A 5885-nucleotide genomic window follows, 5' to 3' on the forward strand; every position below is an offset into this window, starting at 1 on the left:
TGGACTTGTAACAAAAGCTGAACAATTAATTGCGATATTTAAACAAAAAACAGTAGAATTAAGCTATTCCAGAGGGTGTAGTGTTGTTATCCTTATAGAGGAGATGTTGTGAATGTTTTTAATGAAGGTATTACAGAGACCGCTGGTTCTTTTGGATCATTTTACGAAATAGAAACTTCATCAAGTGCAAAGGAATTAAAAGTTGGTGAAAGCCAAACCATTGGCAGGCTATCTATCATTTTGAAGGTGAAGAAAATGAATTATGTCAAATTTCTGAAAAACTATTGGGTGTAAGTATAGAAAAAATTAATGCTTCTTTAAATTAAATGGTTGTTTATGCTCCAATTAATTCATTAATTTCTTGCTGAGTATTTTTCATAGCCTTTAAAATTGATTCTATATTCAATTCATTTTGTAAACTTGATGTAAATACAGACACAGCTAAAACAGCGCGTAAATCAGAATCATCTAAGCCTATTGGAACTGCTATGTCAGTAACACCACTAGTTAGTTTACTATCGGAATGGCGAAACCCATCAACTTTAACTTGTTTTATAGATTCTAATAAGTTTAATTGCTCTTGTTTACTCCATTTTTTAAAATGTTCATCTCTAGACAAAATCTCTTTTCTCACATCTTCAGAAAACATAGACAAAAGGACTCTTCCAGAACCAGTCATTGATAAAGGAAAATGTGTTCCTTCTTCAATAGAAAGTGAAACTGCATTTGGGCTTCTCATTTGAGAAATAATCAATAATTTGTCATTATTTATTATACTTAAATGGCAAGACTGTCTTGTGGTTTCTGATAAAGATTGCATTGGGTAATGGGCAACTCTTTTTAGTTCATCAAAAGGTGTATGTCTATGAGAAAGGCTGTACATTTTTAATGATAAGCGATATTTTCCTGCGTTAGATCCGCGTATTATATAACCTCTTTCTTCTAAACAAACCAACATTCTGTAAATTTCACTGGGCGTTTTGTTAATACCATGAGCAATCTCAGCTTGCGTTAAGGGAATGCCTTCGGCAGATAAATATTCTATAATATCTAGGCCTTTATCTAACGCTGGAGTATTATATTTAGTAGGTGATGTTTTAGCCATTTTTATTTTTGAAATACAAAATTAATAAATCTATTTCGATTTTGGTGTTTTCATATATAAAATGTATTTTTGTATATAAATTAATTAAATCAACTAAATACATTTAAAGACACATGGCAAATCCGTTATTAGGTACCTTGATTCATGCAGTTGGTGGTGTAGCCGCATCAACTTGTTACGTTCCTTTTCAAAAAGTAAAAAAGTGGTCTTGGGACTCCTATTGGATTGTGCAAGCATCATTTGCTTGGTTTATTTTTCCGTTTTTAATTGGTTTTTTAACGGTTCCTAATTTAATGCGTGTTTTTAGTGATGCTTCTTCTGAAGTATTAATAAACGCTACATTATTAGGTGTTGTTTATGGTTTTGGCGGTATGTGTTTTGGTTTTGCTATTAAACATATTGGTTACTCACTTACTTATACCATATCTATTGGTATTTCCGCCATTTTAGGAACTATTGTTCCTTTATTAATGCACGGAACTTTTATGCAGAAATTTAATGGTCCAGGTGGAGGAATTATATTTTTAGGGATGTTTTTGGCACTTATAGGTATTATTGTTTGTGGGGTTGCTGGATATAGGAAAGAAAAGGATTTAAAATTGGAAAGTGTTAATGATGGTGAACCTTTAACTTTTAATATGAAAAAGGGTTTAACCCTAACTATTATAGCAGGTGTTCTATCGGCTGTGTTCGGAATTTCTTTAGAAGTTGGAGCTCCAGTTGCGGAAATAGCTAGTCAATACGGAGCTGGAAATTTTGAAGGAAATGCCAATTTAATCTTGTCAACGGGTGGCGCATTTATTACAAATTTTATTTGGTTTTCAATTGCCGGTTTTAAGAATGGTACCCTTAAAGAATTAATTGATGTAAAAGGAATTGGGCGTAAAAATTTTATGTTGAATATGGGAATGTCTATCCTTAGTGGGGCATTGTGGTACGGACAGTTTTTTTTCTACGGAATTGGACATGTTCAAATGGGTGCCTACAAATTTGCAAGCTGGGTAATTCACATGTCAATGCTAATTTTCTTTAGTTATGCCGTTGGTTTAATTATGAAAGAATGGGTGAAAGTTTCAAAAAGAACGTATAGTACCTTATTAGTTGCTTTGGCAATATTAATAATTTCCTTTGTTGTAATGACCTACGGAAGTATGTTGGGTTCAGATTCACTAGTTTAAAGTTGAATATTTTTAGCAAAAAAAGCGCCTAGCGACAAAAATTAAAAGAAAATAAATATTATAATGAGTACAAAAACAATTCAATTAAAAGGAATTACTTGGAATCACAGCAGAGGTTTTACGTCAATGGTTGCAACTGCGCAACGATTTTCAGAATTAAACCCTGGTGTTGAAATTACTTGGGAAAAAAGATCATTACAAGCGTTTGCTGATGAACCCATTGATAAACTAGCAGAACGCTACGATTTATTGGTAATCGACCACCCTTGGGCTGGATTTGCAGGTAAAACAAATGTTATTTTACCTTTAGACGAATATTTACCAAAAGCATTTTTAGCAAATTTAGCTGAAAATACTGTTGGACGTTCACATGAGAGTTATACATCAAACGGACATCAATATGCGTTGGCTATTGATGCAGCAACACCGGTTGCTTCGAGCCGTCCAGATATTTTTGCTGAAAAAGGATTGGAATTGCCAAAAAACTATGATGACTTATTAGCTTTGGCAAAAAAAGGTTTGGTAATTATGCCTGGAATTCCTCAAGATACTTTGATGAATTTTTATATGATGTGTTGCAATTTAGGTGAAGATGTTTGTACATCAAAAGAACATGTTGTAAGCCAAAAAGTAGGTGTTGAAGCCTTAAAAATGTTACGTGCCCTAGCAGTCGAAATGGATCCAGCTATGTATGATTGGAATCCAATCAAAGTATATGAAGCAATGACATTGACTGATAAATATGGGTATTGTCCGTGGGCTTACGGATATTCTAATTACAGCCGTAATGGATATGCTCGTAAATTATTGCATTTTCATGATATGATTGAAATCAATGGTGTTGGAGCAATTTCAACTTTAGGAGGAACAGGATTAGCGGTTTCTGCTAAAGCTACCGAATTAGAAACCATCATGAAATATGTAGAATACGTAGGTTCTGAAGCAATTCAAAAAACAGTATTCTTTGATGGTGGAGGACAACCTGGACACCGTAAAGCGTGGACGGATGAATATACAAATAGCCTAACCGCTGATTATTTCAAAAATACATTACCTGGTTTAGACAGAGCCTTTTTACGTCCTCGTTACAACGGACATATGTATTTTCAAGATAGAGCAGGAGCTCCCATTCGTAATTACTTGATGAATGGAGGAGATGAAGTTGCTTTATTGACCCAGTTGAATGAGTTGTATATAAAGTCATTAGATATATAAAAATAGTTTATTAGTAACTAGTGAATAGTAATTAGCATATACTAATATCATAACAACTACTAACTTAGAACTAAATACTATAGACTAATCATTAAAACAAAACATCAAACATGAAACCACTAGAAGGAATTGTAGTTCTTGAATTTGCCCAATTTATGGCGGGTCCGTCAGCGGGTTTGCGATTGGCGGATTTGGGAGCAAGAGTAATAAAGATAGAAAGACCCGTTCATGGAGAGGCAGGAAGACAAATTGCACTTAAAAATTTATTTTTGGATGGCAGTAGTTTGGTTTTTCATACCGTTAATAGAAATAAAGAATCCTATGCAGCCGATTTAAAAAATCCTGAGGATTTAGAATGCATCAGGAAATTGATTGCTCGTGCTGATGTAATGACACACAATTTCCGCCCTGGTGTGATGGAAAAGATTGGTTTGGATTACGAAAAAGTAAAAGCCATCAATTCTAAAATGATCTATGGTACCGTTACAGGTTATGGAACGACTGGCCCATGGGTTAAAAAACCCGGACAAGATTTATTAGTACAATCGATGTCGGGATTTGTAAATTTAACGGGAAATAAAAACGATGATCCAGTACCAGTGGGAGCTGCGATTTCGGATATTATTACGGGAACACATTTAGCTCACGGAATTTTAGCGAGCATTCTAAAACGCTTTAAGACTAATGAAGGAGCGTGGGTTGAAGTAAGTTTACTTGAATCAACTTTAGACTTACAATTTGAAGTAATTACCACATATTTGAATGATGGCAATCAAAAACCAATTCGTGCCGAAAAAGGTGCGGCTCATGCGTATCTGTCAGCTCCTTATGGCGAATACCAAACCAATGATGGTTATATAGCTTTGGCCATGGGATCGTTGATTCGATTGGGAGAAATTTTGGATTGTAAAGAATTAGCGAATTATACTAATTCTGTTTCTTGGTTCACACAAAGAGATGAAATCATGGATATTCTGAGAGCCTTTTTAATTAAAAGAAACACCCAAGAGTGGCTGGACATTTTAGAACCAGAAGGAATTTGGTGTTCGGATGTGTATGATTATAAAAGGTTATTGAATCACGAAGGGTATAAAGTATTGCAAATGGACCAAAAGCTAGAATTACTTTCAGGCGAAGAAGTTCATACTTTACGTTGTCCTATTCGTGTTGATGATAAGCGTATTTTTGCTAATAAACCAGCACCTCGTGTAGGACAGCACACGGATGCTATTAGAGCCGAATTTAATTTGTAACTCGCAACACTAAAGAAAATGAAACCATTACAAGATATTTTAATCGTTGATATGAGTCAGTTTTTATCGGCTCCATCCGCTACTTTGCGTTTGGCTGATTTAGGGGCGCGTGTCATCAAAGTAGAACGACCTGAAACTGGCGATATTTGCCGTCATTTATATGTTTCGAATGTTATTTTAAACGGAGAATCTTCCACATTTAGAGCTATTAATCGAAATAAAGAAAGTTTTCAAGCCGACTTAAAGTTGGAATCCGATAAACAGCAAGTACTAAAATTGATTGCAAAAGCGGATGTGTTTGTACATAATTTTAGACCTGGTGTAATTGAAAGATTGGGCTTTGATTATGAAACTATCAAAAAAATAAATCCGTCTATCGTTTACGGTGACATCTCAGGATACACCGCTGAAGGTCCTTGGAAAGGAAAACCCGGACAAGATTTATTAGTACAATCATTGTCAGGATTGACTTGGTTGAACGGTAAAAATTCAGATGGTCCCATTCCTGTTGGTTTGTCAATTGTCGATATTTTAACTGGAGCACATTTGGCACAAGGAATTTTAGCCGCTTTGATTAAAAGGGCAAAAACGGGCTTGGGTTCTAAAATTTCCATCAGTATGTTAGAAACGATTATTGATTTTCAATTTGAATCAATTACTACTTTTTACCACGTTGGAGGTCAACCCACAGTACGTCCAGAAAGTAATAGTGCACATGCTTATTTAGGAGCGCCTTACGGAATTTATCAAACGCAATCAGGTTATATGTCACTAGCCATGGGAGCGATTCCTTTTATAGGGGAACTAATTGGCTGTGAAGCTTTACTAAATTATCCTGAAAAGGCGAGTTGGTTTACAGAACGTGACGAAATCAAAAAGATTTTGGCCAATCATTTGTTCACCAATACGAGTGAACATTGGTTGAGTATTTTAGAACCAGCAGATATTTGGTGTGCCAAAGTAATGGACTGGGAAGAACTCTTTGCTCACGACGGATTCAAAGCTTTAGACATGCTTCAAAAAGTACGAATGGGAGATGGTTTTGAATATGAAACGACCCGTTGCCCTATAAAAATTGATGGAGAATACTTAACTTCTACCCTTGGTTCACCAGGACTAGGAGAACATACAGAT

At 35.1% G+C, this 5885-nt stretch carries 5 protein-coding genes and 1 pseudogene; 5 read left to right on the forward strand and 1 reads right to left on the reverse strand.

What is annotated here, in order from left to right; translation table 11 throughout:
- Nucleotides 1-108: 108 nt before the first annotated feature.
- A pseudogene (locus WBQ70_RS06815) lies at nt 109-326 on the forward strand (DUF6786 family protein).
- Between the two features lie 8 nt (nt 327-334).
- Here WBQ70_RS06815 and WBQ70_RS06820 read toward each other — a convergent pair.
- Nucleotides 335-1105, reverse strand: coding sequence for an IclR family transcriptional regulator (locus WBQ70_RS06820; protein WP_423912097.1), 771 nt, complete (start codon nt 1103-1105; stop codon nt 335-337).
- A 113-nt stretch (nt 1106-1218) separates the two neighbouring features.
- Here WBQ70_RS06820 and WBQ70_RS06825 point away from each other — a divergent pair, with 113 nt between their 5' ends.
- From WBQ70_RS06825 to WBQ70_RS06840, 4 genes are all read left to right on the forward strand, one after another.
- Nucleotides 1219-2283, forward strand: a complete 1065-nt coding sequence (locus WBQ70_RS06825; protein WP_423912100.1) for an L-rhamnose/proton symporter RhaT — start codon at nt 1219-1221, stop codon at nt 2281-2283.
- A 63-nt stretch (nt 2284-2346) separates the two neighbouring features.
- Entirely contained in the window at nt 2347-3498 is a 1152-nt protein-coding gene (locus WBQ70_RS06830; RefSeq protein WP_423912103.1) for an ABC transporter substrate-binding protein, read from the forward strand.
- 110 nt (nt 3499-3608) lie between these two features.
- Nucleotides 3609-4751 (forward strand): CaiB/BaiF CoA transferase family protein, encoded by a 1143-nt coding sequence (locus WBQ70_RS06835; RefSeq protein WP_423912106.1) that lies wholly within the window; start codon nt 3609-3611, stop codon nt 4749-4751.
- Nucleotides 4752-4769: 18 nt separating this feature from the next.
- Nucleotides 4770-5885: CaiB/BaiF CoA transferase family protein (locus WBQ70_RS06840; RefSeq protein ID WP_423912108.1), on the forward strand; the 1116-nt coding region annotated here is incomplete at its 3' end.

Source organism: Flavobacterium sp. (assembly GCF_049590715.1).
Taxonomy (GTDB): domain Bacteria; phylum Bacteroidota; class Bacteroidia; order Flavobacteriales; family Flavobacteriaceae; genus Flavobacterium.

Bases quoted from the DNA above. Each gene is read 5' to 3' on its own strand.
- WBQ70_RS06825 (WP_423912100.1), top strand. From the start codon at position 1,219: ATGGCAAATCCGTTATTAGGTACCTTGATTCATGCAGTTGGTGGTGTA.
- WBQ70_RS06830 (WP_423912103.1), top strand. From the start codon at position 2,347: ATGAGTACAAAAACAATTCAATTAAAAGGAATTACTTGGAATCACAGC.
- WBQ70_RS06820 (WP_423912097.1), bottom strand. From the start codon at position 1,105: ATGGCTAAAACATCACCTACTAAATATAATACTCCAGCGTTAGATAAA.
- WBQ70_RS06835 (WP_423912106.1), top strand. From the start codon at position 3,609: ATGAAACCACTAGAAGGAATTGTAGTTCTTGAATTTGCCCAATTTATG.